General features: G+C 65.4%; 18 protein-coding genes and 2 pseudogenes. 13 read left to right on the forward strand and 7 right to left on the reverse strand.

Annotated features, from left to right (window positions below):
* Positions 1-103 precede the first annotated feature (103 nt).
* The 6 genes and pseudogenes from NHH73_05130 to NHH73_05155 all read left to right on the forward strand — a co-directional run bounded on the left by NHH73_05130 (position 104) and on the right by NHH73_05155 (position 9,275).
* Positions 104-2,161, forward strand: coding sequence for a S9 family peptidase (locus NHH73_05130; protein ID USX27690.1), 2,058 nt, complete (start codon positions 104-106; stop codon positions 2,159-2,161).
* A gap of 68 nt (positions 2,162-2,229) precedes the next feature.
* Positions 2,230-4,884 (forward strand): aminopeptidase N, encoded by a 2,655-nt coding sequence (gene pepN / locus NHH73_05135; GenBank protein ID USX27691.1) that lies wholly within the window; start codon positions 2,230-2,232, stop codon positions 4,882-4,884.
* Between the two features lie 424 nt (positions 4,885-5,308).
* Positions 5,309-6,100, forward strand: a complete 792-nt coding sequence (locus tag NHH73_05140; protein ID USX27692.1) for an NF038120 family PEP-CTERM protein — start codon at positions 5,309-5,311, stop codon at positions 6,098-6,100.
* A 16-nt stretch (positions 6,101-6,116) separates the two neighbouring features.
* A pseudogene (locus NHH73_05145) lies at positions 6,117-6,452 on the forward strand (protease inhibitor I9 family protein).
* A gap of 51 nt (positions 6,453-6,503) precedes the next feature.
* Positions 6,504-8,051, forward strand: a pseudogene (locus NHH73_05150) (S8 family serine peptidase).
* A 282-nt stretch (positions 8,052-8,333) separates the two neighbouring features.
* Positions 8,334-9,275, forward strand: coding sequence for a hypothetical protein (locus NHH73_05155; GenBank protein ID USX29560.1), 942 nt, complete (start codon positions 8,334-8,336; stop codon positions 9,273-9,275).
* Positions 9,276-9,382: 107 nt separating this feature from the next.
* Here the strand turns inward: NHH73_05155 and NHH73_05160 are convergent, their stop codons facing one another.
* The 4 genes from NHH73_05160 to NHH73_05175 form a co-directional block, all read right to left on the reverse strand.
* Positions 9,383-9,844 carry a hypothetical protein gene (locus NHH73_05160; GenBank protein USX27693.1) on the reverse strand — a complete coding sequence of 154 codons (462 nt, stop codon included), beginning with the start codon at positions 9,842-9,844 and terminating at the stop codon, positions 9,383-9,385.
* A 29-nt stretch (positions 9,845-9,873) separates the two neighbouring features.
* Positions 9,874-10,893, reverse strand: coding sequence for a hypothetical protein (locus tag NHH73_05165; GenBank protein USX27694.1), 1,020 nt, complete (start codon positions 10,891-10,893; stop codon positions 9,874-9,876).
* 107 nt (positions 10,894-11,000) lie between these two features.
* Positions 11,001-12,086, reverse strand: coding sequence for a hypothetical protein (locus NHH73_05170; protein ID USX27695.1), 1,086 nt, complete (start codon positions 12,084-12,086; stop codon positions 11,001-11,003).
* Positions 12,087-12,117: 31 nt separating this feature from the next.
* Positions 12,118-13,290 carry a TIGR04552 family protein gene (locus NHH73_05175; protein ID USX27696.1) on the reverse strand — a complete coding sequence of 391 codons (1,173 nt, stop codon included), beginning with the start codon at positions 13,288-13,290 and terminating at the stop codon, positions 12,118-12,120.
* A 177-nt stretch (positions 13,291-13,467) separates the two neighbouring features.
* Here NHH73_05175 and NHH73_05180 point away from each other — a divergent pair, with 177 nt between their 5' ends.
* From NHH73_05180 to NHH73_05200, 5 genes are all read left to right on the forward strand, one after another.
* Positions 13,468-14,424, forward strand: a complete 957-nt coding sequence (locus tag NHH73_05180; protein ID USX27697.1) for a glycosyltransferase — start codon at positions 13,468-13,470, stop codon at positions 14,422-14,424.
* A gap of 199 nt (positions 14,425-14,623) precedes the next feature.
* The gene (locus NHH73_05185) at positions 14,624-14,779 is read left to right on the forward strand and encodes a hypothetical protein (GenBank protein ID USX27698.1); all 156 of its coding nucleotides are present in this window, start codon (positions 14,624-14,626) and stop codon (positions 14,777-14,779) included.
* An 18-nt stretch (positions 14,780-14,797) separates the two neighbouring features.
* Positions 14,798-15,388: a hypothetical protein gene (locus tag NHH73_05190; protein ID USX27699.1), complete on the forward strand. Its 591-nt coding sequence runs from the start codon at positions 14,798-14,800 to the stop codon at positions 15,386-15,388.
* 143 nt (positions 15,389-15,531) lie between these two features.
* Entirely contained in the window at positions 15,532-16,173 is a 642-nt protein-coding gene (locus NHH73_05195) for a hypothetical protein (protein ID USX27700.1), read from the forward strand.
* Between the two features lie 100 nt (positions 16,174-16,273).
* The gene (locus tag NHH73_05200; GenBank protein USX27701.1) at positions 16,274-17,683 is read left to right on the forward strand and encodes a GntP family permease; all 1,410 of its coding nucleotides are present in this window, start codon (positions 16,274-16,276) and stop codon (positions 17,681-17,683) included.
* Here NHH73_05200 and NHH73_05205 read toward each other — a convergent pair.
* Positions 17,625-18,449, reverse strand: a complete 825-nt coding sequence (locus NHH73_05205) for an endonuclease (protein USX27702.1) — start codon at positions 18,447-18,449, stop codon at positions 17,625-17,627. The two genes, NHH73_05200 and NHH73_05205, sit on opposite strands and share 59 nt — an antisense overlap.
* 173 nt (positions 18,450-18,622) lie before the next feature.
* On the opposite strand from NHH73_05205, the gene NHH73_05210 reads away from it, so the two are divergent.
* Positions 18,623-20,281, forward strand: coding sequence for a M28 family metallopeptidase (locus NHH73_05210; protein ID USX27703.1), 1,659 nt, complete (start codon positions 18,623-18,625; stop codon positions 20,279-20,281).
* A gap of 94 nt (positions 20,282-20,375) precedes the next feature.
* A complete protein-coding gene (locus NHH73_05215) occupies positions 20,376-23,168 on the forward strand; it encodes an insulinase family protein (GenBank protein ID USX27704.1) in 2,793 nt (930 codons plus the stop codon).
* A 60-nt stretch (positions 23,169-23,228) separates the two neighbouring features.
* Here the strand turns inward: NHH73_05215 and rnk are convergent, their stop codons facing one another.
* Entirely contained in the window at positions 23,229-23,636 is a 408-nt protein-coding gene (gene rnk / locus NHH73_05220; GenBank protein ID USX27705.1) for a nucleoside diphosphate kinase regulator, read from the reverse strand.
* 546 nt (positions 23,637-24,182) lie between these two features.
* Entirely contained in the window at positions 24,183-26,213 is a 2,031-nt protein-coding gene (locus tag NHH73_05225; GenBank protein USX27706.1) for a S9 family peptidase, read from the reverse strand.
* Between the last annotated feature and the right edge of the window lie 111 nt (positions 26,214-26,324).

Raw genomic sequence — 26,324 nt, forward strand, 5'->3', positions numbered from 1 at the left:
AGTTGCGTAAAGTAACAATTTACTTGCCGCCGCGCGAACTTGGTATGATGCTCGACGACCGGCCACCAGCCGGTATTTTTCTACAAACGTCGGAGATCCCCGAATGAGATTACCCCTGCTGCTGCTTGGGACCGCTGTTGCGGCCTCCAGCGCCATGGCCGCGCCGCGCGGCTTCACCGTGGAAGACCTCGTCAAGATGGAGCGGGTCGGAAGCCCTGCGCTGTCGCCGGACGCCAGCCGCGTCGTCTACACCGTGCGCTCCACCAATCTGGACAAGAACCGCGGCAACACGCAATTGTGGATGCTGGACCTGCGCGCGCCCAAGGCCGCGCCGGTGCGCCTGACCCAGGCCGATGCCAGCAGCAGCGATCCCGAATGGTCGCCCAACGGCGACGCCGTCTATTTCCTGTCGGCCCGTTCCGGCTCATCGCAGGTGTGGCGGCTGCCGCTGGCCGGCGGCGAGGCGGCCAGGGTCACCGACCTGGCGATCGACGTCGACAACTTCCGCCTGTCGCCGCAGGGCGACCGCCTGGCGCTGAGCCTGGCCGTGTTCCGCGATTGCGCCGACCTGGCCTGCACCAAGTCGCGCCTGGACGCCAAGGCCAGGGACAAGGCCAGCGGCAAGCTCTACGACAAGCTGTTCGTGCGCCACTGGGATACGTGGGCGGACGGGCGCAACAACGTGCTGTACTCGGCGCCGATCGACGCCACGGGCAAGGTCAGCGCCCAGCCGGTCAGCCTGAGCGGCTCGCTCGACGGCGACGTGCCGTCCAAGCCGTTCGGCGACCGCGACGAGTACCGCTTCAGCCCCGACGGCAAGACCGTGGTGTTCGCCGCCCGCATCGCCGGCAAGACCGAGGCGTGGTCGACCAACTTCGACGTCTACACGGTGCCGGCCACCGGCGGCGCGCCGACCAACCTGACCGCCGACAACCAGGCCTGGGACACCAAGGCCAGCTACTCGCCGGACGGCAAGACGCTGGCCTACCTGGCGATGGACAAGCCGACCTTCGAGGCCGACCGCTACCACCTGGTGCTGGTCGATGTGGCCAGCGGCAAGAAGCGCACCGTCGCCGACAGCTGGGATCGCTCGATCGCCGACTACCGCTGGACCCCGGACGGCAAGGCGCTGCTGGCCACCGCCGACGACATCGGCCAGCATCCGCTGTTCCGCATCGACGCCGCCAGCGGCAAGGTCGCCAGGTTGACCGGCAACGGCTACGTCAGCGGCTTCGACGCCGCGCGCGACACCATCGTCATGGCGCAGGCCAGCCTGTCGTCGGGCGCGCAGCTGTACAAGTTCAAGCTCGGCGGCAGCGGCGACCAAGCCACCCAGCTGACCGAGTTGAACGCGGCCGCGCTGGCGGACGTCAAGTTCGGCGAGTTCGAGCAGTTCTCGTTCGCCGGCGCCAACGGCGAGACCGTCTACGGCCACGTCATGAAGCCGTGGGACGCCAAGCCCGGCGTCAAGTATCCGGTCGCCTTCCTGGTGCACGGCGGCCCGCAGGGCAGCTTCGGCAACTCGTGGAGCTACCGCTGGAACCCGCAGGTGTACGCCGGCGCCGGCTATGCCACCGTGTTCATCGATTTCCACGGCTCGACCGGCTACGGCCAGAAGTTCACCGATTCGATCAGCGGCGACTGGGGCGGCAAGCCGCTGGAGGACTTGCAGAAGGGCCTGGCGGCGGCGGTGCAAAAATTCCCGTGGCTGGACCGCGAGCGCAGCTGCGCACTGGGCGCGTCGTATGGCGGCTTCATGATGAACTGGATCGAAGGCAACTGGTCCGACGGCTTTAAATGCATCGTCAACCATGACGGCGTGTTCGACACGCGCGGCATGGCCTACGCGACCGAGGAGCTGTGGTTCACCGAGTGGGAAAACGGCGGTACCTACTACGATGTGCCGGAGAAGCACGAGAAGTTCAATCCGGCGTTGCAGGTGAAAAAGTGGAAGACGCCGATGCTGGTGGTGCAGGGCGACCTGGATTTCCGGATTCCGACCTCGCAGGGCCTGGGCACGTTCACGGCGCTGCAGCGCCGGGGCATACCGAGCAAGCTGCTGGTGTTCCCGGATGAGAACCATTGGGTGCTGAAGCCGGCCAACTCGGTGCTGTGGCATCACACGGTGATCGATTGGCTCGACACGTACCTTAAGAAATAAGCCCTGCCGGATCGCTTGATCTCACGCCCGCCAACGTCGCGGGCGTTTCCATATTTGAGGATGCAACAATGAAAAAAAGTATGATCGTCGCGGCGCTGGTGCTCGCCTATGGCGCGGCCATGGCCCAAACGCCAGCCGCCACCACCACCAACACTACCGCCCCGCGCGCCGAGAACGCCTATTTGTCGCAAGAGGACGCCGCCGCCCGCTCGGCACGCGTCAGCAACGTCGACTACACGCTCGCATTCGCGCTGACCGGCAAGGAAACCTTCTCCGGCACCACCACGCTGGCGTTCGACCTGAGCGACGCCACGCAACCCCTGACCATCGACCTCGACAAGGCGACCATCGCCAGCCTGACCGTCAACGGCAAGGCCGTCACGCCGCAATACAACCAATGGTTCATCACGTTGGCGCCGCAGGACCTGAAGGCCGGCCGCAACACCGTCGCCATCGCCTACACGCGCTTGCACAGCACCAACGGCGAAGGCCTGCACCGCATGGTCGACCCGGTCGACGGCCGCGTCTACACGTACTCGCACTTCGAGCCGGCCGCCGCGCACCAGATGTTCGCGCTGTTCGACCAGCCGGACCTGAAGGGCACCTTCCAGGTAAGCGTCACCGCGCCGGCCGACTGGGTGGTATCGTCGACGATGCGCGAATCAGGCGTGGCCGACGTGGACGGCGGCAAGCGCTGGACCTTCCCGCGCAGCAAAAAGCTCAGCCCGTACAACTTCTCGATGCACGCCGGCCCGTACAAGGTGTGGGAAGACAACAGCGGCCCATATCCGATGCGCCTGTTCGCCCGCCAGTCGGTGGCGGCGCAGGTCTCGCCCAAGGACTGGTTCAGCTACACCAGCCGCGGCCTGAAATTCTTCGACCAGTACTTCGGCGTGCCCTACCAGTTCGAGAAATACGACCAGCTGCTGGTGCCGGACTTCCTGTATGGCGCGATGGAAAACGCCGCGGCGATCACCTTCGCCGAACGCGCCTTCCTGCACCAGGATGAAATGACGGCGGCCCAGCGCGAGAGCCTGGCCGGCGTCATCATGCACGAGATGGCGCACCAGTGGTTCGGCGACCTGGTGACGATGAAATGGTGGAACGGCCTGTGGCTCAACGAAAGCTTCGCCTCCTTCATGGGCACCCTGGCCACGGCCGAGGCCACCGAATTCACCCATGCCTGGCAGAGTTTCTATTCCAACGCCAAGCAGAACGCCTACACGCAGGACCAGCGCGTCACCACGCATCCGATCGAAACGCCGGTGCCGTCGACCGCCAACGCCTTCGACAATATCGACGCGATCACCTACTCGAAGGGCGCCTCGACCTTGAAGCAGTTGCGCCACCTGCTGGGCGAGGAGGTGTTCCGCCAGGGCGTGCACAACTACCTGGTCAAGTATTCCTACCAGAACGCCAAGCTCGACGACTTCATCGGCAGCCTGGCCAAGGCCGCCAACCGCGACCTCGGCCCGTGGACCAGGGAGTGGCTGTACGAGCCGGGCGTGAACACCATCGCCGCCGAGTTCAGCTGCGCCGGCGGCAAGATCAAATCGTTCAGCCTGCACCAGAATGCGCCGAGCGCGGCCATGCCCACACTGCGCGAGCAGCGCGTGCAGATCGGCCTGTTCAACCTGGACAAGGATGGCCTATCGCTCGGCAAGAACGTGGCGGTAACCTACAAGGGCGCCGTCACCGCCGTGCCGGAACTCAAGGGCGCGGCCTGTCCCGACCTGGCGTACCCGAACTACCAGGACTGGGGCTACGCGAAAGTCCAGCTGGATAAGAAGTCGTTCGCCACCGCGCAATCGAGCCTGGGCAGGGTCGCCGATCCGCTGCTGCGCTCGATGTTGTGGCAAAGCCTGTGGGACAGCGTACGCGACGGCAAACTGCCGCTGAACGCCTTCCTGGGCACGGTGCTGACCCAGGCCCCGGGCGAGCAGGATTACACCTTGCTCGGCAATATCCTGACCAAGGTGGCGCAGTCCAGGGCCTATCTCGACAATATGGGACCGCAGGCGGCCGTCTACCGGGCGAAGGTGGGCGCGCAGTTGGAACAGATGGCGTTTACGGCGACGGGGGCCGCCAGCGCCGACAAGAATTTCCAGCGTCGCTGGTTTGCCACGTTTATCGACCTGGCCAGCAGCGAGCCGGCGCTGACGCGGTTGGCCGATATTCTCAGCGGCAAGCTGGTGGTACCGGGCCTGAACGTCAGCCAGGATGTGCGCTGGGATATCGTCGAACGGCTGAACCGGTTTGCCTACCCCGGCAGCGAGGACTTGCTGGCGGCCGAGCAGGAGCGCGACAAGTCCGACAGCGGGCAGGCCGCCGCGCTGGCCGCGCGCGTGATCCGTCCGGACGCCAAGGTCAAGGCCGAGTGGCTGGCCAATATCGGCGATCTGCAAACCACGTTGCCGTTCTCGAAGATCCGCCAGGCGATGGAAGTCATGTATCCGGCCGGCCAGGGCGCGCTGAGCGAACTGAGTGCGGAGCAGCGCTTGGCCACGCTCGGGCAGGTCGACAAGGCCGCCGGCCCGGTCTTCATGCGCGCGTACGCCGAGGCGATGATCCCGGCCGCTTGCACGCCGGCCAGCGTGGCCCGCCTGCAGGCGGCGATTGTTAAATTACCGGACTTGTCGACTGGTACTAAACGTTCTTTGTTGGTAAGACATCAGGAAGATGAACGTTGTGTTGCCATAAAGAAAGCAATGACAGTATTTTAATTGCCGACCTGTTTTTTGTGAAAAGCCAGCGCTCCACTGGCTTTTTTTTCGCCCGAGCGCTTTGCCGGACGATGGCTGCGACAAGCGCGGAAGTAGGCCGGAAAAGCCGGAATTTACTTCATTTGCGTACTTTATTGCGTGTTTATTGGTTTCGATTCAGACATTCTTGTTTTGTAAAAGAACAACAGAAAAATGCTCAAAACCGCACAATTTCGTGACAGGGCGATGACATCGCTTTCATAGTGTAAGCAGGATTTTATTTGGTAAATATTTATGATTAATGAATAATAATTGTTAATCTGAAGTTACTCGAATTGTGTTGTTTGTTTATATTCATTGTTACCTACAAAGGGTAGACAAAGGTCCAGCGGGCGACCAGACCGGCGGGCCACGGCGCCATTACTTTCATCAAAAGGGCAGTGAAATGAACCACTTGAAGCAAGCGCAATTGAAAAAAATGACCGGCGCCGCACTCGGCGCCCTTGCGCTGATGAGCGCCACGCCAGCCATGGCTGCCGTGATCGATTTCGAATCCATCGGCCCGTCGATCTACGGCGGCACCGAAACCCTGAGCGAGAGCGGCTACACGATGACCGTGATCGACACGCCGGCCTCCCCGGGCGGCACCGGCTTCGCCGGCGCCGTCGGCGACGGCGCCGACCCGTACCTGTGCGCCATCGCCGCCTGCCCGACCGGCAACGCCAGCCACTTCTACATGGGCGTCAACGACGGCAGCCTGAAGGTGGCGCGCGGCGACAACGCCGCCTTCCAGGTGTCGGGCATCGACTACGCCTTCCTGGCGCCGGTCGGCGGCCTGCCCAGCTACTCGTATGGCCAGTTGACCCTGGTCGGCACGCGCGCCGGCGGCGGCACCATTTCGGTCGCCTACGATTTCCCCTTGCTCGACGCGCTGGGCAGCTCGCCGTTCGTCACCAACGCGCTGACGGCCTTCGGCAACGTCAGCCTGAGCAGCCTGGTCATCAGTTCCTGCCTGTTCGACGGCGCCGGCGGTTGCTACAGCCCGCTCGCCGGTTCGGAAAACCAGGCGCAATTCGCCTTCGACAACCTGCATCTGAGCGCGGTGACCGCCGTGCCGGAGCCGGAGACGTACGCCATGATGGGCCTCGGCCTGGGCCTGGTGGGCCTGCTGTCGCGCCGCCGCGCCAAGGCGGCCGCCGCCGCCGCCACCACCACCGCCGCCACCACCATCGCCTGAGCAAGGAACGCCCCACATGAAACTCCGTCCTATTTCCGCCGCCGTCCTGCTGCTGACCGCCGCCCTGACCAGCGCCGGCTCGGCCAACGCCGAGTCCGAGCGCCGCTCCTACATCGTGCAACTGACCGACAAGCCGGTCGCCACCTACACCGGCCAGGTCGCCGGCCTGGCCGCGACGATGCCCGCCCAGGGCCAGCGCCTCAATGTCGACGCCGCCGCCGTGCAGGCCTACATCAGCTACCTGGACACCAAGCAGAACGCGGTCATCGGCACCATCAACGCCGCCGAGATCACCCATAAATACGATGTCGTCTTCAACGGTTTCGCCGCCATGCTGACCGACGACGAAGTGCGCGCGCTCAAGAAGAACAGCGGCGTGGCCGCCATCACGGCCGATTCCATGATGGAGCTCGACACCAGCTACACGCCGACCTTCCTCGGCCTGGACAAGGCCGGCGGCCTGTGGGATCAGCTGGGCGGCAAGGGCTCGTCGGGCGAGAACATCATTGTCGGCATCGTCGACGGCGGCATCTGGCCGGAGAATCCGAGCTACGCCGACCGCGTCGACGGCAATGGCAACCCGAGCCATAGCGGCTCGACCGTGGTCTACGATGCCCCGCCGGCCAGCTGGAAAGGCACTTGCGACACCGGCGAAGGCTTCAGCGTCGCCAATTGCAACAACAAACTGATCGGCGCGCGCTACTACAAACAGGCCGGCCAGCAATTGCACTGGACCGAGTTCTTCTCGGCGCGCGATTCGGTGGCCGGCACCGAAGGCCACGGCGGCCACGGCAGCCACACCTCCAGCACGGCGGCCGGCAACGCCGGCGTGAGCGCGATCACCGCGGGCCTGAACCTGGGCAAGGTCAGCGGCATCGCGCCGCGCGCCCGCATCGCCGCCTACAAGGTGTGCTGGACCGACGCGGCCACCGGCAAGAACGGTTGCGCGCCCTCCAACAGCGTGGCGGCCATCAACCAGGCCGTCAAGGACGGCGTCAACGTCATCAACTTCTCGATCGGTTCGAGCGCCGGCGGCGGCTCGTTCACCGACGCCACCGAACAGGCCTTCCTGGGCGCGACCGCCGCCGGCGTGTTTGTCGCCACCTCGGCCGGCAACCAGGGCCCGGGCGCGACCGCGCCGGCGCCGGTCGGCCACATCAGCCCGTGGCTGGCCTCGGTCGGCAACTCGACCCACAACCGCCTGTACCTGGCCGACGCCGTCACCGGCAGCGGCGCGACCCTGACCGGCGCCTCGAGCAACGCCAATACGCCGACCTCGCCGCTGGTGCTGGCCAAGGACGCCGGCCTGCCGGGCGCCGATCCGCTCCAGCTCGAGCGTTGCCTGGGCGGCACCGACGCCGTCGCGCCGCTGCTGGACCCGGCCAAGGTGGCCGGCAAGATCCTGGTGTGCGACCGCGGCGGCAACGTGCTGGTCAACAAGAGCGCCAACGGCAAGGTGGCCGGCGCGGTGGGCGTGATCATCGCCAACGTCGAAGGCGGCGGCACCACCATCATCAACCAGGCGCACACCATCTCGACGGTGCACATCACCAAGGAAAACGCCGCCGTCCTGAAGAGCTACATCGCCGCCAGTCCGAACACGGCGGTCGCCTCGCTGGGCAACCTGCGCGCCACCTTCGATCCGACGGTCAAGGCGCCGATCATGTCGAGCACCTCGTCGCGCGGCCCCAACGTGGCCAACGCCAACATCCTCAAGCCGGACATGACCGCGCCGGGCACCGACATCCTGGCCGCCGTCACCGCCGACCTGACCCAGGCGCAGCGCGACGCCGTCGCCGCCGGCGCGCCGGCCCCGGTGACCGACTGGGCCTTCTACAGCGGCACCTCGATGGCCTCGCCGCACGTGGCCGGCGTGGCCGCGCTGCTCAAGCAACTGCACCCGGACTGGACGCCGTCGGCCATCAAGTCGGCACTGATGACCAGCGCCACCGACACCTTCAGCGACGGCCTGACCACCAAGGTCGCGTGGGACAGCAGCGCCACCAACGCCGGCACCTTGCCTTGGGGCCAGGGCGCCGGCCACATCGCGCCGAACTCGGCGGCCGATCCCGGCCTGGTGTACGACATCGCGCCGCTCGACTACGCGCGCTTCCTGTGCGGCCAGGGCTTGATCTACACCACCGCCCAGTGCACCACGATGGGCGGCAGCATCGCCGCCTACAACCTGAACCTGGCCTCGCTGACCGCCGCCAACGTGCTCGGCACCTTGAGCATGACGCGCACCGTCACCAACGTCGGCAACACCACCGCGACCTATAACGCCACGGCCTCGCTGCCGGGCTTCAACGTCTCGGTGCAGCCGGCGACCCTGGTGCTGGCGGCCGGCGCCAAGGCCAGTTTCACCGTCAAGCTGACCCGCACCAGCGCGCCGCTCGACACCTGGGCTTATGGCGTGTTGAACTGGAAAGACGGCACCCATGTCGTGCGCAGCCCGCTGACGGCGCGTGCCACCGGCCTGTCGGCGCCGGCCACCGTGGTGAGCGAGGCGGCCACCGGCAGCAAGGTCGTCACGGTCGGCACCGGCTTTGCCGGCGCTATGAGCGCGGTCAAGGGCGGCCTGCAGCCGGCCACCCGCGAGACGCGTTCGATCGGCACCGCCAACACCGGCCTGAGCAACACGGCGCTGTGCCAGGCGGGCGCCGCCACCGGCGTCAACCTGCATCCGGTGACGATCCCGGCCGGCACCCTGCTGGCGCGCTTCTCGCTGTTCGATTCGGACACCACCGGCGCCGTGCCGGGCGACTCGGACCTGGATATGATCGTCATGCGCGGCAACACGCCTGTGCTCAGCAGCGGCGGCGACACGGCCAATGAAACCATCCAGATGGTGGCCCCGGCCGCCGGCGACTACAACGTTTGCGTGATCGGTTTCCGGCCGAACGGCGGCCAGGCCACCTACGCGTTGTCGAGCTGGGTGGTGCAGCCTTCGACGGGCGGCAACTTCAAGGTTGTTATGCCGAGCTCGGCCACGATCGGCGGCACCGCCAGCGTGGGCATGAGCTGGTCCGGCCTGGCGCCTGGCGTGCGCCACGTCGGCGTGGTGAACTACCTGCTGGGCGGGGTCAAGCAGGGGGCGACGGTGATCGATGTCGATACCACCGATCCGTTGCCGCTGTTTAAGGGCTCGCGCAGCAAGGAGGCGCTGGCGTTTTAAGCGTTTGGCTTGGATGTGAAAAACCCGCGAGGCCGGTTGGGCTCGCGGGTTTTTTTGTTTGTTGATGCTGGATGATCTGTTGGCGGCACTTGGCGGATTACGCTGCGCTAATCCGCCCGACGTGGATTCGTGGTGTTTCCGGGAGATATGGCATTCGTGACGCATTGGCCGGCGCGGCAGGTGGCGCCGGGGTCGCTGACCAGCGAACAGGTCGACATCATCTGCTCGCGCGCGTCGTCGGCGCGGCGGGCGGCGGCGTGCTGGTCGATGAGCGCCTTGAGCGCGGCGCCGTCGCTGTTTTTGCTCGACCAGGCCATATAGCGCTCGGGACCGCCGCAAGCCTTCGAACCGAAGCCTATCGTGTGGCACTGGGCTTGGCTGTCGCAACTGGTGTCGGCGTTGGCGGCCTGGATTTTCTTCCACAGTGCTTCGGCCTTGTTGGCGGTCGGCGCGCCGGCTGCCGGCGCGGCCGCGGTGGCCGACGGCGCGTTGCCGCAGGCGCTGGCGGCGAGCATCAACAGGCTTGCCGCGGCAAGGCGAAGGGAGAGGGGACGGGGAGCGATTTTCATGATTTCATGATGATCCAATCGCCGCCGCTTTACAAGGGCTCGCTCAATCGTGCTTTGCGCGCCACGCCGTCGGGGCCGAACAGGATGACGAATTCGGCGCGCTTGCCGTCTTCCGGCTTCGTCTCCGGCTTCAATTTGGGGTACCGGTAGCGCCAGACCTGGTAGCCGCTGTCGAAGCGCACCGTCGTGGCCGGGCCCAGCGCGGCGCGCATTTGCGCCGTGGAGCGGTGGGTTTCGGCGATGGACACCGTGCCGGCGCCCGGCGTGTCGTCCATGTAGTCGAATTCGACCAGGGTATCGTCGGACCAGCGGCGGTCCCACAGCGGCGCGTAATAGCTGCGGTCGAGCAAGACCTGGCAATCGCAGAAGGGCAGGGTGTCCGGCGTTTGCGTGCCGCCCGCGTACAGCATCGAGAACGGTAATGTCTCCGTACGCGCGCCGTCGCGCAGCGTGACGCCGAACAGCGGGCGCTCGGCGAAGAACAGGTAGTTGCCGTCGGCGGCAGCGCAGACCCGGTCCGGATCGGTGAGCAGTTCGCCCAGCCAGGCGAACACGTTGTCGTTGTTCGACAGCAGTCCCGCCTCGACGCCGACCTGGCATTCGAGCCGCAAGTCGCCCAGGCGGCGCATGCCGGGCGGCACGTTGGGACTGCGCACCTGCGCGCGCCAGGTCAGGGTGCTGGTCTTGCTGCTGGCAATCAGCGCCGCGTCTTCGCGCAGCGCCTGGGCGTTGCGGTCGAGGGTGAAGGTATGGTCGGGCGCGACGGGCACGGGCAGCGCAAGGTTGTCGCCAACCACCCGCAAGGTGATGCCGTCGAGCCGCGTGGTGGGCAGGCGCGGCAGCAATTGGAAGCGCAAGGTCGCCTGCGGCGCCAGCGCCCGGTTGCGCTCGAACCGGTCCATGCCGGCGATCATTTTTCGGTAGGACTTGTCGACCGGATCGCGGGTGGCCGTGACGGTCACTTTGGCCGAGGCTTCCTGGCAGGCGGCGGTGCCGGCAAAGCCTGCCAGCGCGGCCAGAAGCGTGTAGCGAAGCAAGTAACGCAGCAAGCAAGGGTGCGGGGCATTCGGCAATATCTTCTCCGACAACATGGCTTTGCATGTTAGCCCCGGCGGTCGTTTGGCGGCGCACCGCTAACGCCGCCGTGTCGACGCAATTATTGGTGTTCCAGCTTCCAGCTGCCCGATGCGGCGCCGGCCGACCAGACGCCGCCGATACTGAACAGCGATTCGAAGGCGCCACTGAAGCTCGCGCCCTTTACACCATTCACCGTCAGATAGAAGGTGCCTTTGCCGTTGACGTCGATATCGCCGTGAACGCTGAACAGGCCGTCTCCGCAATCAGCGTCCAGCTTGCCGTCAAGGCTTACTACCCCTCCGCACTTGCCACTATAGGTGCCCGAGTAGGTGCCTGCCCATGGGCCGGCGAAGCGCTCGATATTCAGGGTCTTGCGCCCTTGTTTCGCGCTGGCGTAGCCGATCAGTTCGCCGCTCGTAACGGTGCGCAATTTATTCCCGTCGTTCATCGTCTGAATGTTCTCGACGACGTACTTGACCATCTGATGAGTAACCGCGTCCCACCAAACCGTGCTCTCGACGGTTTCCGTGAAGTTCTCGTACTTCATACTGGTGGGCGTTTGTACGATCTTGACGGTATTGAAGCTGCCGGCGCTCAGCACGATGGTTTCCAGCGCGGTCACCTTGTAGCTGCTTTTTATTTCGTTACCAGAACTGCAGTCACCAACATAGCTTCTGGTTGAGAGCAAGGTCCATTCGCTGCCGACAGTTAAATCTTTCGGGATGCCGTAGACAACTGGCGTGTAGGTACTGGTACAGCCTGCGCTCTTGGTCGCCGTCAGCGCGCCGTCAGGCCGGATGTTCGATTCCATCCGCGAGGCTTGTGTGGAATCGATGTCGATCTCCACCCAGGAGCCGTCGTTCTGGACCTTGCTTATCCCATTCGCAAAAAAATGCGTGTAATCGGGCGTTGCCGGTAAAGGCTTGTCGCCCGTAGTGGAACTGTGGGTCAGCCGGTACGAATAAAAATCGCCGACCGTCGGCACGATATCGACCACGGGACGGGTGTCGACCACGGGGGCGGGCGCGCTTGGACTGGCGGCTCCGGAGCCGCCTCCGCCGCCGCAGGCGGAAAGGGTGGCGGCGAGGGCGAGCAATATACTGAGACGTTTCATGATGACCTTGGCTGGCGAGCCGGCGGGTTGCCGGCGCAAAAAGGCAGCCATCGTATCAGCCTGACAAGGCATTGTCTAATTTTTAATTTCTGGTTTGCATTGGATGTTGCCCTTCGATCCAACGCAGCAGTTCACGGCCGAACACGCGCGTGCGCGCCGTGTCGATCTGGCGCCGCTTGTAGGCGTCGTGGCTGGCCGGGCCGGCCAGGCTGCGCTCGTAGCTGGCTTGGTCCATCAGCTGAATTTCGTATTCGAAGAAAAATCCGACGTCGTATTCTTGGTCCGTGACGGCGCCGATGTTGGGATAGTCCGGCTGGACGTGGATCATCTTGCGCACCGTTACCTGGATGCTGTTGAAGCCGCTGCCGCTGTGCGGGTTATCGCAGCGTGTTTGCGGCTGCGCCAGGTCGGCCAGTTCGGCGTCCATGGTTTTCAGTAGGTCGAACGGATAGTCGTCGCTGTGTTCTATTTGGGCGCGGTATTTGTTGAAGATCTGCTTGGCCGCCTCGAGGTCGAGCAAGGTATTGCGGGTGCGTTCGGCGTCGACGTTGGTGACCGACAGCAAGTGCGCGCGCTGCAGGCTGCGCAGCGCCAGCAGGCATTCGAAGCGGGTCGCGAACACCAGCCGCACGCCGAGGTGGTCGAAGATGTCGGCGGCCAGGTAGGCGGCTTTTTGCAGCAGCTTGAGCAGGATGCTGTTGCGGCCCTTGTTGTCCTTGCGCTCGTAATGCAGCATCGGCAGGCAGACCTCGCCGTCGGTGAGGAAGTGGCGGTCGCCGTCGTGCCGGATCACCTCGTCCAGGGTGGCGAACACCTGCGCGCGGATGGCGTGGAAGTGGCGCAATTTGAGGTTGTTGTCGATGTAGAAGATGCCGTGCATGACCTTGAGCACGGCGCACGACCACATGCGCCGCACGTCGACGCTGGTGCCGCGCAGCGAGGCGTACACCAGCAAATGCAGCGGATCGTCGGGATGGCTGACCTCGTCCGGTATCAACCCGGCCTGCTCCGGCGCCAGGAAGGTGCAGGCGAGGAAGTCGACCGCTTCGCGGTGGGCGCGGGCGATGATCGCCGGCGCGGCCGGCTGCTCCAGGTCGAAGCCGTACTCGCGCACGAACTGGCGGGCGTCGTGCAGGTTGCGCAACGCCAGCGCGCCGAGGTCGATGGCCGACACGCCGTTGGCGATGGCATTCAGATAGCTCCAGTTCAGCGAGAACCTGCCACCGCTCTTGAGCGAGGCCCGTAATTCAGTCATGGCGTCCTGCATCGGCTGCGATGACCCAGTATTGCAGCCTGTTCCGCGAGCGTCAATCGATACCAACGGTTACCGCCGCCACTGTCTCTTATTGCCCAATAGCAAATAAATAGGGTTTTATTTTTCACAAGCTTATAATGGCGGCCTTGATTCCCTTGCTACCCCGCCACCACCGCCATGGACAAACTGAGCAATAAGCGCGTCGCCATCCTGGTGCCTTGTTATAACGAAGCGTTGACGATCGCCGCCATCGTGCGCGATTTCCGCGCCTGCCTGCCGCAGGCGCAGGTCTACGTGTTCGACAACAATTCGACCGACGGCACCGCGCCCATCGCCCGCGAGGCCGGCGCCATCGTGCGCAACGTGACGGCGCAGGGCAAGGGCAGCGTGGTGCGGCGCATGTTTGCCGACATCGAGGCCGACGCCTATGTGATGGTCGACGGCGACGACACCTATGACGCCAGCGTGGCGCCGCAACTGGTCGAGCAGTTGTTCCGCGAAGGGCTGGACATGGTCGTCGGCAACCGCGTCAGCACCGAACAAGACGCCTACCGGCCCGGCCACCGCTTCGGCAACGCCCTGTTGACGGGCTGCGTGTCGTTCATTTTCGGCCGTACCTTCACCGACATCCTGTCCGGCTACCGCGTGTTCTCGCAGCGCTACGTCAAATCGTTCGCGGCGCACTCGGCCGGCTTCGAGATCGAGACCGAGCTGACGGTGCACGCGCTGGCGCTGCGCATGCCGGTGGCGGAGGTGTCGACCGTGTACAAGTCGCGTCCGGAGGGATCGGTCAGCAAGCTCAACACTTACCGCGACGGCTTGCGCATCCTGACCACGATCTTCCGCCTGTTCAAGTCCGAGCGGCCGCTGGCGTTCTTTTCGATCGGCGCCGGCGCCGCCGCGCTGCTGGCGCTGGCGCTGGCCGAGCCGCTGGTGGAAACCTATCTGCACACCGGGCTGGTGCCGCGCCTGCCGACGGCCACCTTGTGCGCCTCGCTGATGTTGTTCGGCCTGATCCTGCTGGCGTGCGGCGTCATCCTCGACGCCCTGACCAAGGGCCGCATCGAGCAAAAACGCTTCGCCTACCTGGCCCAGCCGGCGCCGTCGCTGGCGCCGCCGCCAGCGCGTGGCTAGGGCCGCCGGACAACTGCTGCGCTTTGCCGCCATCGGCGTGCTCGGCCTGCTGGCCGACGTCGGCGTGCTGTATGGCCGCTGTGGCTGCTGCCGGCGGCGCCGTGGGTGCCGGCCGCGGCAGTCGCGCTCGGCTCGCTGGCGGGCATGGCACTGAACTTCGTCAGTGCCAAATTCCTTGTGTTTCGATCCGGATGATTCCTTGAATTTCCCCAATCGCCTCGTCGCGGCGCTGGCCGCGTGGTTCGCGCGCCGCACCGCTTTCCTTTGCGCCCCCGGCGCCGCCACGCGCGCGGCGCTGTGCGTGCCGCTGCTGTTCGGCCTGGCTTCGATGCTGCTGGGGCAGGACAGCAACTGAGACCTGCGCAACTATCACTTGTACAACGGCTACGCGGTGCTCAACGGCCGGGTCGGCTTCGACCTGGCGCCCGCCGCGTTCCAGACCTATTTCAACCCGACGCTCGACATCTTCTACCACTTGCTGAACGGCGCGCTGCCGCCACGGCTGGCCGGCTTTGTCATGGGCGCGCTGCAGGGCCTGAACTTCATCGTGATGGCGGCGATCGCGCGCCGCCTGCTGGGCGACCAGCGGCAGCGCCTGGCCTTGCTGCTGGCCGGCGCCGGCATGCTCGGCTCGGGCTTCCTGAGCGCGTTGGGTAACACCATGGGCGACAACCTGACGGCGCCGCCGCTGCTGGGCGGCTTGTATCTGGTGCTGCGGCGCTGGGAGGCGCTGCCGCGCGCCGGCGCCGGCAATGTGGCGGCCATGCTGGCCGCCGGCCTGCTGATGGGCGCCGCGGCCGGCCTGAAACTGACCAACGCCGTCTTTGCCGTCGCGCTGTGCCTGGCGCTGCTGGCCTTGCTGCTGGACTGGTGGCGGCGCGTGTGGCTGGCGTTTGTGTTCGGCGTTGGCGTGCTTGGCGGTATCGCGGCCACTGCCGGCTGGTGGTTCCTCACCATGTGGTAAACCTTCGGCAATCCGCTGTTCCCGCAATTTAACAACCTGTTCCGCAGCCCGCTGGCGCCGGAGAACGGCGTGCTCCATGGCTGGCGCGGCGCTTCGGCAGCGCCCGCGCCGGCGCCGGTGCCGCGCCGGCGGACCGCCGCGCCGTGTTCGTGCTGCTGTTCTTCGTCATCGGCTACGTGGTGTGGATGCGCATGTTCAGCATCTACCGCTACCTGATCTCGCTCGAGCTGCTGGCGCCGCTGGTGTTCTGGATCGTCTGGGGCCTCGTGGCGCCGGCCACGGCGGCGGCCCGGCAATGGGGCGGCGTGGCGCTGGCGCTGCTGGTGCTGAGCGTTTTCCCGGCCAACACCTGGGGCCACGCCACATGGGGGGAGCGCGCCTATAGCGCCGAGGTGCCGGCCTTCGCCACGCCGTCGGCAAGCATCGTGTTCCTGGCACACTGGGACCCGCCGACCGGCTGGATCACCACCTTCATGCCGCCGCAGGCCAGGTTCGTCTCTATCGGCACCGGCTTCCCCGAATCGGCCGGCTGGCGCCAGCGTATCGCGCAAGCCATCGCCGAGCGGCCCGGCCCCCATTACCTGTTGCTCAACGCCGCCAACAACGAGAAGGACGGCACCCGCCGGCGCAAGCTGGCCGCCGCGCAGTGGCTGGGCGCGGCGGCGGCCACCCATGTGCAAGGCTACGGACTGCGGCTGGAGCAGGGCAGTTGCGTGCCCTACCGCGCCTTCGTCGGCAGCGAGGCCTTCCCGTACCAGATGTGCCGGGTGACGGTGGGGTCGTGATCGGGCGGGACCGGCGGCCTTGCTTTAAGAGGGGCGACGAACAGTTTCGATAAACTTTACAATATCCGACGACACCCACTTAACCATCGTCGGAGCCGGCATGTCCTTCCTGATCGTTCTCGCCGCACTATGTTTCCTGATGCTGGCCGCCTATCGCGGTTACAGCGTGATCCTGTTCGCGCCGGTCGCCGCGCTCGGCGCGGTGCTGCTGACCGATCCGGGCGCGGTGGCGCCGGTGTTCAGCGGCATTTTCATGGACAAGATGGTCGGCTTCATCAAATTGTATTTCCCGGTGTTCCTGCTGGGCGCGGTGTTCGGCAAGCTGATCGAACTGTCCGGCTTTTCGGAGTCCATCGTCGTCGCGGCGATCCGCTACATCGGGCGCACCCGCGCCAACGCCGTCATCGTGCTGGTGTGCTCGCTGCTGACCTACGGCGGCGTGTCGCTGTTCGTGGTGGTGTTCGCCGTCTATCCGTTCGCCGCCGAGCTCTACCGTCAAAGCAACATCCCCAAGCGGCTGATGCCGGGCGCCATCGCGCTGGGCGCGTTCTCGTTCACCATGGACACCTTGCCGGGCACGCCGCAAATCCAGAACATCATCCCGACCACGTTCTTCAAGACCACCGGCTGGGCCGCGCCGTGGCTGGGCACGATCGGCGGCATCGCCACCCTGGCGGCCGGCCTGGCCTTCCTGGAATGGCGGCGCCGCGCGGTGATGGCCACCGGCGAAGGCTACGGCGTCGAGGACAAGGCCAAGCCGGCGGCGGCGGCCGGCACGCCACAGCGCGGTCTGCCGCATCCGCTGCTGTCGGTCGCGCCGCTGCTGCTGGTGGGCGTGGTCAACTTCGCGCTGACCAAAATGATACCCGTCTGGTACGGCGAAAGCTACGCGCTGACGGCCGACGCCTTGCCCGGCCTGCACGCGACGATCACCACGCCGATCAAGACGCTGGTCGGCATCTGGGCGGTGGAGGGCGCGCTGCTGCTCGGTATCATCTTCGTGGTCGTGACCGCGTTCGGGCGGGTGCGCGACGCCTTTGCCGAAGGCACCAAGGCGGCCGTCGGCGGCGCGCTGCTGGCGGCGATGAACACGGCATCCGAGTACGGCTTCGGCGGCGTCATCGCGGCGCTGCCCGGTTTCGTCGCCGTCAGCCAGGCGCTCAAGAGCGTGCCCGATCCGCTGATCAACGCGGCGGTGTCGGTGACCACCCTGGCCGGCATCACCGGTTCGGCCTCGGGCGGCATGAGCATCGCGCTGGCGGCCATGTCGGACCAGTTCATCCGCGCGGCCGAGGCGGCGCAGATACCGCTGGAGGTGATGCACCGCGTGGTGGCCATGGCCAGCGGCGGCATGGATACCTTGCCACACAACGGCGCGGTCATCACGCTGCTGGCGGTGACCGGGCTGACGCACAAGCAATCCTACCGCGAGGTCTTCGGCATCACCGTCATCAAGACGGCGGCGGTGTTCTTTGTGATCGCGGTTTACTACTTGACCGGGCTGGTTTAGCCGGCACCGTCAGCGTCACTGTCAGCGGTGGCGGATATTGCTTCTGGCAGTTGGGGCAGAAGAAGCTGCGGCGCTTGGTCTTGCCCAGATGTCCCTTGTGGAAAGGCAGGTCGCAGCGCGGGCAGACCCGCTTGGTGTGCGCCAGCCAGTGCTGCTTGAGCACAAAGGCTTTCTTCCATTCCAGAAAATCGAAACTGTATTCGCGCGCCTGCGCCACCAGCTCGCGCAGCTTGGCCGCCGGCAGCGCGCCCACCGTCGACAGCGGATGGACGCGGATGCGGAACAACACTTCGTTCTTGATGATGTTGCCGACGCCGGCGAAGATATCCTGGTCGAGCAGGGCGTCGCACACCAGCGTGTCGGGCGCCGCGCGCAGCTTTTTGAGCGCGGCCGCCGCCGACCAGTCGTCGGACATGACGTCGCCGCGCCAGTCGTACTGGCTGTCGAGGTCGCCTTCCAGCGTCTTGACCGAGCAGGTGTAGAAGTTCAGCTCCTCGCCATCGTCGAACTCCAGGCGCAGGCGCGGCGTGGCGTCCTTGCGCTCGTTGATCCGGTAGCTGCCGAACATCAGCAGGTGGATGCGCAGCGCCAAGTCCGGCAGCTGGATCAGGAAGTGCTTGCCCCAGCTGCGCAGGTCCAGCACCGGCTGGCCGCGCAGCGCCTCCATGTCGACGCCCTTGGTGTTGCCGCTCGCTTGCACGATGGTTTTGCCGATGAAGCCGGCCGTCTGCTCGCGCATGATGACGATCGATGGTCCTTCGGGCATGGGATGCTCCGTTTCGCAGTGAAGCCTTCAGTGTGCGCCGCCCGCCCTTTCCGTACTGTTCGCCACCCCACCGAGCGCGGTCCGATTGCTGTACTTGTGGTTTCATGGCAGTATTGCCGATCTGTTTGCCATGGAGGTTTATCTTGAAAAGGGTCATTTTGAAAAGGGTCATTTTGAAACACACGCTGCTCATAACTGCCTTGCTTGCCGCCGGTCTGGCGCAAGCCGCCGCCGGTCCCGAATTCAGTGCCCAGAAGTTGTCGCAAGACGTCAAGGTGCTGGCGTCCGACGAATTCGAGGGCCGCGGCCCGAACACCGCCGGCGAAACCAAGACCGTCAATTATCTGATCGAGCAGTTCAAGGCGGCCGGCATGCAGCCGGGCGGCGATCCGGTCAAAGGCAAGAAAGGCGAGCGCAGCTGGACGCAGGACGTGCCGCTGGGCCGCTTCGAGATCAAGGGGCCGGTCAAGCTGTCGGTCAAGGACGCCAAGGGCAGCCAGGAGTTGAAGCAGGGCGACGACCTGGCCGTGCGCGCCTCGATGAGCGGCGCCAAGCTGGTCGATTTCAAGAACGCGCCGCTGGTGTTCGTCGGCTACGGAGTCACCGCGCCCGAGCGCAAGTGGGACGACTTCAAGGGCTTCGACCTGAAGGGCAAGCTGGCGGTGGTGCTGATCAACGATCCCGATTTCGAGACCGGCGCCGGCGAGTTCGGCGGCAAGGCCATGACCTATTACGGCCGCTGGACCTACAAATACGAGGAGATGGCCAAGCGCGGCGCGCTCGGCACCCTCATCGTGCACGAAACGGCGCCGGCGTCGTACGGCTGGCCCACGGTCAAGAATTCCAACACCAACGTGATGTATGACATCGTGCGCAAGAAGCCGTCCGAGGCGCATGCGCCGATGGAGGCGTGGATACAGCGCGACCTGGCGGTGGACCTGTTCAAGCGCGGCGGCCAGGATTTCGAGGCGCTCAAGAAACTGGCGCAGACACGCGACTTCAAGCCGGTGCAGCTGAAGGACGTGACCTTGTCGGCCCACTACGCGGTCGACGCGCAAGTGATCACGTCTAAAAACGTGGCGGCCCGCATGGTCGGCGCCAGCAAGCCCGACGAGACGGTGATCTACAGCGGCCATTGGGACCACCTGGGCGTCGGCTTGCCGAACGCCAAGGGCGACAAGATCTACAACGGCGCGGTCGACAACGGCACCGGACTGGCCGCGCTGCTGGAACTGGCGCGCGCGTACGGCAAGGCGCCGGCGCCCGCGCGCAGCGTGCTGTTCCTGGCCGTGACGGCCGAGGAGAAGGGGCTGCTGGGCTCGGAGTACTACGCGCAGAATCCGCTGTATCCGCTGGCGCAGACGGTCGGCGTGATCAATATGGACGCGTTGAGCCCGCAGGGCGTGTCGCGCAACTTCACCATCTCCGGCAGCGCCAAGGTCGAGCTGCTCGACCAGCTGATCGCCAAGGCCAAGGAATGGAACCTGGTGTATTCGCCCGATCCGAAACCGGAGGCCGGCTACTTCTTCCGCTCCGACCATTTCCCGTTCGCCAAGCGCGGCGTGCCGGCCATTTCCTATGGCTCGGGCAATGACTTCGTCGATGGCCGGCTGCGGGCCGGCAAGCAGGCCGAGGAAAGCTACACCACCAACAACTACCACCAGCCGTCGGACGAGTGGAGCGCCGACTGGTCGTTCAAGGGCATGGCGCACGACCTGGGCATGCTGTACGCGCTCGGCCGCGACCTGGCCGAGTCGAAGGCCTGGCCGAACTGGGCGCCGGACGCCGAGTTCCGCGCCGCGCGCGACAAGACCGAGGCCAAGCGTAAATAGTTTTATGTTTAACTAAAATGCAATAAAATGGTTGCGCGCCGGCTAGAATGCCGGCGCGTTTTTGCAGGTCCATTCCCAACCAGGAGCTCACCGCATGACCATGTCCATCCGCCGTACCACGATCGCGGCGTCCGTCGCCATGTCCGTCGCCCTGCTTGCCGGTAACGCAGTGCAAGCCGCCGAAGCCGCCAAGCCGGCCGCGGGCAAACCGGCCAAGTCCGACATCGCCATACCCGATATTCCGTACACCAAGTTCGTGCTGAAAAACGGCCTGACCCTGCTGGTCCACGAAGACCACAAGACCCCGGTGGTGGCGGTCAACACCTGGTACCACGTCGGCTCCAAGAACGAAAAACCCGGCAAGACCGGCTTCGCCCACCTGTTCGAACACCTGATGTTCAGCGGCAGCGACAATCTCAACAAGACCTACATCAACACCATGCAGCAGATCGGCGCGACCGACCTGAACGGCACCACCAATCCCGACCGCACCAACTACTTCCAGAACGTGCCGACCTCGATGCTGGACTACGTGCTGTTCGCCGAGAGCGACCGCATGGGCCATCTGCTTGGCGTGCTGGACAAGAAAAAACTGGACCTGCAGCGCGGCGTCGTGCAAAACGAAAAGCGCCAGGGCGAGAACCAGCCGTACGGCGTGACGCGCCAGCTGCTGACCGAGAACACCTGGCCGGCCGGCCATCCTTACTCCTGGACGACGATCGGTTCGATGGCCGACCTCGACGCGGCGTCGATGACCGACGTGCAGGACTGGTTCAAGACCAACTACGGCCCCAACAACGTGGTGCTGGTGCTGGCCGGCGACATCACGCCCGAACAGGCACGCGAGAAGGTCGAGAAATACTACGGCGACATTCCGGCCGGCCCGCCGCTGGCCAAGCACAAGGAATGGATCGCCAAGCGCACCGGCACACATCGCGGCTCGGTCGAGGACCGCGTGCCGCAGGGGCGCATTTATCGCGTGTGGAACGTGCCAGGCGCGAGCACCGCGACCGAACCGCTGCTCGACCTGGCCGCGCAGGTGCTCGGCGGCGGCAAGACGTCGCGCTTCTACAAGCGCCTGGTCTACAAGGACCAGCTGGCAAGCGACGCCAGCGCCGGCAACAACAGCTCCGAGATCGCCGGCCAGTTCTATGCCGTGCTGACTGCGCGCCCCGGCGCCGATGTGGCCAAAATGGAAGCGATCGCCGACGAGGAATTGCGCGCGCTGATGAAGTCCGGCCCCACCGCCGCCGAGCTGGACATCGCCAAGACGGCGATCCTGGCGTCCTATACCCGCATCGTCGAGCGTGTCGGCGGCTTCGGCGGCAAGAGCGATTTGCTGGCCAGCTGCACCACCTACACCGGTAATCCGGATTGCTACAAGGAGTACCTGGCGGCGGTCAAGGCAGCCACGCCGGCGCAGGTCAAGCAGGCGATGAACGCGTGGCTGGCTGATGGCGACTACGTGCTGGAAGTCAAACCGTTCGCCACCAACTACGCCACCACCGCCAAGCTGGACCGCAGCAAGCCGCCGGCGCTGGGCAAGGCCGAATCGCTCAACCTGCCGCCGATGCAGAAGACCACGTTGTCCAACGGACTGAAGGTGGTGCTGGCCGAACGCCACGCGGCGCCGGTGGTCAACTTCTCGATGATGGTCGATGCCGGTTACGCGTCGGACTCGCAGGCGTTGCCGGGACTGGCGAGCCTGACCACGAACATGCTCGACGAAGGCACGGCCACCCGCAGCGCGGCGAAGATCAGCGAGGAATTCGAATCGCTGGGCGCCAACTTCTCCGTCAGCACCAATCTCGACGGCGCCTTCGTGCAACTGAACGCGCTCAAGGCGACGATGCCGAAGGCGCTCGACGTGTACGCCGATGTGCTGCTGCGTCCGGCCTTCGCCCAGAACGAGCTGGACCGGTTGAAGAAGGACCAGCTGACCGCGATCCAGCGCGAGAAATCCAATCCGTCGACGATGGCCTTGCGGGTGATTCCGTCGCTGGTGTACGGCAAGGGCCACGCCTATTCTCTGCCGCTGACCGGCAGCGGCACCGAGGCTGCGGTGGCCCGCATCGGCCGCGACGACCTGGTCAAGTATCACCAGGCCTGGTTCAAGCCGAACAACGCGACCTTGCTGGTGGTGGGCGACACCACCCTGGCCGAGATCACGCCGTTGCTGGAAAAAGCCTTCGGCGGCTGGAAGGCAGGCGAGGCGCCGAAGAAAAACATTGCCCAGGTGGCGCCGTCCGACAAGCCGGTGGTCTATCTGATGGACAAGCCGGGCGCGCTGCAAAGCGTGATCTACGGCGTGCAGCTGGCGCCGCCGCGCAATTCGCCGGACGCGGTGCAGCTTGGCGTGGTCAACAACATCTTCGGCGGCAACTTCGGTTCGCGCATCAATATGAATTTGCGCGAGGACAAGCACTGGTCGTACGGCGTGCGTTCCAGCCTGTCGCCGGCGTTGGGCCAGCGTCTGTACATGAGCACGTCGCCGGTGCAAAGCGACAAGACCAAGGAGGCGCTGCAGGAACTGGTGCGCGAATACGGCGACATCGCCGGCGCCAAGCCGATCAGCGCCGCCGAACTGGCTGAAGCCAAGAGCAACGAAACCCTGGCGCTGCCGGGCTCGTTTGAAACGGCGGGCCAGCTGGCCGGCGCCTACAGCACCATCCTGCAGTACAAGCTGCCGGAGAACTACTACAACACCTTCACCGACACGGTGCTGGCGATGACGCCGGAGCAAGCGAACGCGCTGGCCGCGCGCACCATCGCGCCGGGCAAGCTGGTGTGGGTGGTGGTGGGCGACATGAGCAAGGTCGAAAGCGGCGTGCGCGAGTTGAAGCTGGGCGACGTGCGCAAGATCGACGCCGACGGCAATCCATTGTAATCACGCCGGGAGGCCGCAAAAAATCCCCGCCCGCTTGAAGCCGGCGGGGATTTTTTTGTGTCAGCTCGCAAGTTCCGCAGCCTGCTCCGGCTGATACAGCACCTCCAGAATGCGCACCCGCACCAGTTGCCCGTCCGGACGCGGCCAGTCGATGGCATCGCCCACGGACAGGCCCAGCAGCGCGCTGCCGATCGGCGTCAGGATCGAGATCGCGTCGGCGGTGTTGGCCAGGTCGCGCGGATACACCAGGGTCAGGCGCAATTCCTCGGACGGCGCGTCGATCTGGAACCGCACGGTCGAGTTCATGGTGACCACGCCGGCCGGCATGTCCTGCGGCGCGACGATCTCGGCGCGGCCCAGCTCTTCCAGCAGCCCTTCGTGCGCGGCGGCCTCGGCAGGCGGCAGCGCGTCGAGCAGGATTTCGAGCCGCTCGGCGTCGAGCGATGAGACGATGATTTTCGGTTGCATGATGATAGCTCCAGAGAAGTGGTTGCACATGAGCGAGCGCGCTACGGACGTGGTGCAGCCGCGTGGGAACGCGCTCGCGTGTCGGGGTTATTGCTGTGGGGGTGGCTCGGCAGTGCGAAGCAGACCGGTTGGTCTTGCGGGGCGCTTACCGAGCCCGGGAAAGGCCGGCGGAGTCTCGCGCCGTTGGTGCGGCCGCAGACGATACTCCCTCGTTCAGGGACGAACAATGATTCTTCGCAGGAGTGCGGGACATGTTCATGAGGAAATCAATATCGGAGGTGCCTGGAACCAGTATAACCGATGGTCCCGCAGCGCGCCGGCCGCCTCAAATCGCCGTCTCAAGGCGCCGTCGCGGCGGCGCCGGATTGCCATACGCGCAGCTTGCGGATCGCCTCCTCCTTGAACTTGGCTTCGATCTCGATATACGGGGCCTGGACATAGGACGCCGGCATCACATCGATCAGGTCGGCGTGCTGTTGCTCCTTGGCGCAGGCTGTGGCGTGTCACGAGTCTAGCAGCGACACGCCGGCGCCCGCGCCATGTTGCTTACTCCAGCGCCTCCTTCAACCCCGGCGCGAACTCCGCGCCATGCTTGACCTGCGCGGTCGACGTCTTGAGCGCCTTGCCGATCGGCTCGGCGCGCCCGCTCAGGCACTTGGCCAGGAAGTTCTCGGTCACCGCGTTGAAGGCGATGTTGTTGACCGGCCGCGCGAAGCCGTGGCCCTCATCCGGGAACACCACGTAGGTAACCGGGATGTTCTTGGCCGCCATCGCTTCGACGATCTGATCCGACTCGGCGATGTTGACGCGCGGATCGTTGGCGCCCTGGCCGATCAGCAACGGCCGCTGGATGTCGCCGGCGAAGTTGAGCGGCGAGCGTTCCTTCAGCAGCGCCTTGCCGTCCTCGGTGGTCGGGTCGCCCATGCGCTTGTAGAATTGCTGCTTGCCCGCCTCCCAGTACGGCGGGATCGTCTTGAGCAAGGTGAACAGGTTGGACGGGCCGACGATGTCGACGCCGCAGGCGAACGTAGTGGGTGTGAACGCCAATCCGGCCAGGGTGGCGTAGCCGCCGTAGGAGCCGCCCATGATGGCGACCTTGTCGGCGGTGGTGACGCCGCGCTTGACCGCCCAGTCGACCGCGTCGATCAGGTCGTCCTGCATCTTGCGGCCCCATTGCAGGTCGCCGGCCGAAATGAAGTTCTTGCCGAAGCCGGTCGAGCCGCGGAAATTCACCGACAGCACCGCGTAGCCGCGGTTGGCCAGCCATTGATGGTAGCCGTTGTAGCCGTAACCATCGCGCCCCCAAGGGCCGCCGTGCACCAGCAGCACCATCGGCGCCGGCTTGCCGGGCTTGCCCGCGTCGTCGGCGTTGGCCGATTTCGGCAAGGTCAGGTAGGACACCAGGGTCAGGCCGTCGCGCGACTTGATCTCGTGCGGATACATTTGCGCCAGCGGCGCGCCTTCCAGCTCCGGACGGGTCACGTACAGCTTGGTCAGGCGCTTGGCTTTGCGTTCGTACAGCCAGGTGGCCGGCGGCGCCGTGACGGAATCGGCGGAGACCAGCCATTTGTCGTCGGACTCGGTGCGCGAACCGACCGTGAACTGGCCTTTGATGTTCTTCTTCAGGAACTCGAGATCGGCCTTGAGGGCGGGTGTCAGCGCCAGGTATTCCTGCTTCAGATAGTCGACGTTGTAGGCCTGCGCCACGCCGGTTTTTGGATCGTACAGCGCGCTGGAGATATCTGCCCGCGCATCCTGCGCGATGATGGTGGTCTTGCCGGTGGCGACGTCCTGCGCCACCAGCGCCGAGGTGTTGCGGCCGCGCGAATCGGTCCAGTACAAGGTCTTGCCGTCGGCGGTGAAGGTCAGCGGCGCGGTGGTCTGCGAGTCCTCCAGGCCCACGTCGGCCAGCGGCTCGCCGTCGGGCTTGCCATCCTTGAGGCGGAAATAGGTGGTGCCGCCGTCGGGACGCGCTTTCTCGGCCACGCGCAGGTTCAATTGCTCGTCGGCGATGAAGCCGGCGTAGCCGTCGTTTTGCAGCACCAAGGTCAGTTTGCCGGTGGCCGGTTCCAGGCTGTAGACGTCGTGCCAGCGCGCGTCGCGGTTGTTCAGGCCGATCAGCAAGCGGTCCTTGACCTTGTTGCTGTAGGCGATAGGCCGCACGCGGGTCTTCTCGAACGGCGTGAGGCTAGTTTGCTTGCCGCTGACGACGTCGACGCCGTACAGCAGGAAGTTCTCGTCGCCGCCCTTGTCCTGGATGAACAGCAACTGCTTGGAATCGGGCGACCAGATGGCGGTACGGATCGGCCGCGTTTTTTCCTCGGTCAGCGCGCGGGCCTTGGACGGGTCGGCGGCCGGCGCCACCCAGACGTTGAGCACGCCGTCGCGCGGCGCCATCCATGACAGCCACTTGCCGTCCGGGCTGAGGCGCCCGCCGGTCTTGCTGGGATTGCCGAAGATCTTGGCGCGCTCGATCAGCGGCACGTCCGGCGCGGGGGCGGAGGATGGCGCCGGGGACTGGGCGTGGACCGGCAGCATGGTGGCGAGCACGGCGGCGGACAACAGGTAGCGCTTCATATGGACCTCATCGTTGTGGAAAGAATGAAAAAATCACAAGACGATGATAGACCAAGACGGAGTTGCCAGGTTGACCATGCGACAGGCCGCACGATCCGGGGGATGGGCGGG

The organism is Oxalobacteraceae bacterium OTU3CINTB1 (assembly GCA_024123955.1).
GTDB lineage: Bacteria > Pseudomonadota > Gammaproteobacteria > Burkholderiales > Burkholderiaceae_D > Rugamonas.